Source organism: Viridibacillus arvi (genome assembly GCF_001274945.1).
GTDB lineage: Bacteria > Bacillota > Bacilli > Bacillales_A > Planococcaceae > Viridibacillus > Viridibacillus arvi.
The window spans coordinates 135935-138560 of record NZ_LILB01000001.1 but is presented as its reverse complement, the minus strand read 5'-3'; the positions used below and the strand labels follow the sequence as shown (position 1 = coordinate 138560).

Genomic DNA, 2626 nt, shown 5'->3' with positions numbered 1-2626 from the left:
CCTGAATATCTTTCAAACAGGAATGCTGCCCCGTTAGTTCAATAAAGAAAAAAGAGCTGCATATGCAACTCAATGATTTTCAAGTAAAGCACCCGTTAGCTTAGTAAGAATAAAGGAATTGCAGCAGAACTCCCTTTATCTCCAATTAAAATAGTTTATTTTTTACTTCAAGTTAAAAATTCCCTTACCAGTTTCCATATTTATAGGCAATGATGAATGTTCATGAGCTATGACCCAAGATTCATTCGCTTTTTTTAAACCATATGTGAACCGATTTGTCGTTTGACGAAGTTTTTCACCAGATTCTTCTTGGTGAGCAGCAAATGTTACAGCACAATGTACAAATGCAAGATATGAATTTTCTTCAACTACTAGGTCATTAAAATCAACTTTAAGTAAAACACCATCCTCACTCAATCCATTAAACCACGCTACCACACTTTCCTTCCATGAAGAAAAATCCTTGCTCTCCCAGTTCCCCCAGCAATCATAAATATGTATTTCGGGAGCATACATGGATAAGAATTTTTCAACATCTTTTTCGTAAACTGCTGTTTTGTAATTTTTAAATACGTCTTGAACTTTGAAAAAACCCACCGTCATTAATTGCATCCCCTTTACTAATTTCAAAAATGTAATAATGTTACTATAGATGAATTCTATACTCAAAAATTTTTTCCTTCTTCAATTAACCTGGTCCGTTAGCACAAGAAGCGATTGCTCTTATTAAACAATCGCCCCCGTTAGTTGAATACCCTATAAATTACTTAATAGACTTCCTCTGTGTAAAATGACTATCTCTAAGTCCCAAAGTTACCAAACAACATCATACAAATAGCGAAAATAGTTATGGCTAATAGAGCTAACATACCAAGAGAAGAAATATCAGGTAAGGGACCCAATACTTGTGGGATAATAAAACCTAAAATGATAAAAGCGATTATCAACACCAATGAAATCATACTCAAATATCTTCTCAACGTATCAACCTCCCATTCAAATAAATCTGTCATATTATTTAACATACTATTTATACAAAAATCCCCAAATACCTTTTATCCTATAAGGCGTTTCTATTACACATTCTATTCCGAATGCGACATAAAAAAGCCAACAAATATGTTGACTTTGGAAATTCCTTATTGAACTAAAGCACCCGTTAGTTAAATAATATTTTTAATCCAAGTCATCATTCGGAGAGCTTGGAATGGTTCAAACCAAGTAACTAAAAATAATATAATGAAAAAGGTAGTAAGTGATATATATTTTACACTTCCTTTTTCCCTTTTAGAGATAGCAAAAAAACAAAATACAGTCCCTAATATTATGAAAATAACTCCAGTAAGTACAATAGGTTCAAAATAACCGTCTTTTAACCAGTTTAATGTGAAGAAAAGAAGCCCTATAAATATAAAGACTATTGAGCTTATGCTGAATCGTTTCATATACGTTCACCCCTATTAGTTCAATTTATATATATGACTTTAAAAATTTCATAAAAGTTCCAATTACTGTTAAACTAACCTGCCCCGTTAGTTCAATAAGAAAAAAGGAGCTACCTACGTATTAAGCCACACCTTTAATTAGATTTTTTTTAGTTTAGGTACGCCTTTAATGATTATATAAATTAATACGCCTGTAATTGTTATTGCTATTACTCTATTTAAAGTATTCGGTTTCCCTAGTATCATTTCAAGTAACCGGTCATAAGTTGGGATATTTAACCATTCAAGTGTTCCATTCATTATAGAAATCCCGATTACAATACTAAATATATAAAATAGACTGTATTTCTTCATCATACTTTCAACTCCCATAAATTTAGTCCGTTACTTAAATGACTCTCATATTTCATCTACTTCTACAACCTTCCGAAAATACCTGCTTATTCCATTAACCTGGACCTTTAGTTGAATAAGAAAAAAGCCCGCCTAATTTTACCACACAGATAGCCTTGTTCTTGTATCGTTTACCTCGGTAATGTATTTAACATCTTCATATCCACATTCTGCTGCATTCTTGTATAGTAATTCGATTGTTTCCTTATTTTTGCAATAGATGGTGACATAACAGCTATCGACCACTAAAAGAACAATCTTACATTGGCTTTCTATAAATTCTTCATAGGTCTCAATATCAGAAAATTCGCCTTCTGTATACGCTTGTAAGTCAGCGAAAATAATATAATAAATATTGTTTTCTAATATGTTTTTGAGTTCTGCACCTTCAATTTCTTTTCTATCTTCTGAGAAAAGCTCTTTATCTAATTCATCATCAAGTACTATATACGACTCACCGTTACCAATTCGCCAACTGAAAACAGTTGTGTCAATTGGCTTTAGCACTTCTCCAAGTAAGGTTCCATATTCATTTGGAATTTCAAAGCTAATTCCTCTCTTCATAAAAACAACTCCCCCTGATTATTATAAAACTAATCAGTTTGTTTAAATTTCATTATTCCTAGACCGAGGTATTTTGTAACCACGCCATTATAACTTTATGTTTAAAAACTTTATAATTTTACCTCGAGCCAATAAAGTTTACAATAACTTATTGAACTAACCTCCCTCTATAAACATTGAAGTATCAACGGTTTTCATCACTTCGTGATGTAATAAAAAATATT

Annotated in this window: 5 protein-coding genes; all 5 read right to left on the bottom strand. The window is 31.8% G+C overall.

Annotated elements, in window-relative coordinates; translation table 11 throughout:
• Positions 1-162: 162 nt before the first annotated feature.
• Positions 163-603, bottom strand: coding sequence for a YybH family protein (locus AMD00_RS00630; RefSeq protein ID WP_053415172.1), 441 nt, complete (start codon positions 601-603; stop codon positions 163-165).
• Positions 604-800: 197 nt separating this feature from the next.
• Positions 801-980 carry a hypothetical protein gene (locus AMD00_RS00625; protein WP_053415171.1) on the bottom strand — a complete coding sequence of 60 codons (180 nt, stop codon included), beginning with the start codon at positions 978-980 and terminating at the stop codon, positions 801-803.
• Positions 981-1163: 183 nt separating this feature from the next.
• A complete protein-coding gene (locus AMD00_RS00620) occupies positions 1164-1445 on the bottom strand; it encodes a hypothetical protein (protein ID WP_053415170.1) in 282 nt (93 codons plus the stop codon).
• A 138-nt stretch (positions 1446-1583) separates the two neighbouring features.
• Complete coding sequence (locus AMD00_RS00615) at positions 1584-1802, bottom strand: hypothetical protein (RefSeq protein WP_053415169.1); 219 nt, start codon at positions 1800-1802, stop codon at positions 1584-1586.
• Between the two features lie 135 nt (positions 1803-1937).
• Positions 1938-2402 (bottom strand): DUF2691 family protein, encoded by a 465-nt coding sequence (locus tag AMD00_RS00610; RefSeq protein ID WP_053415168.1) that lies wholly within the window; start codon positions 2400-2402, stop codon positions 1938-1940.
• Between the last annotated feature and the right edge of the window lie 224 nt (positions 2403-2626).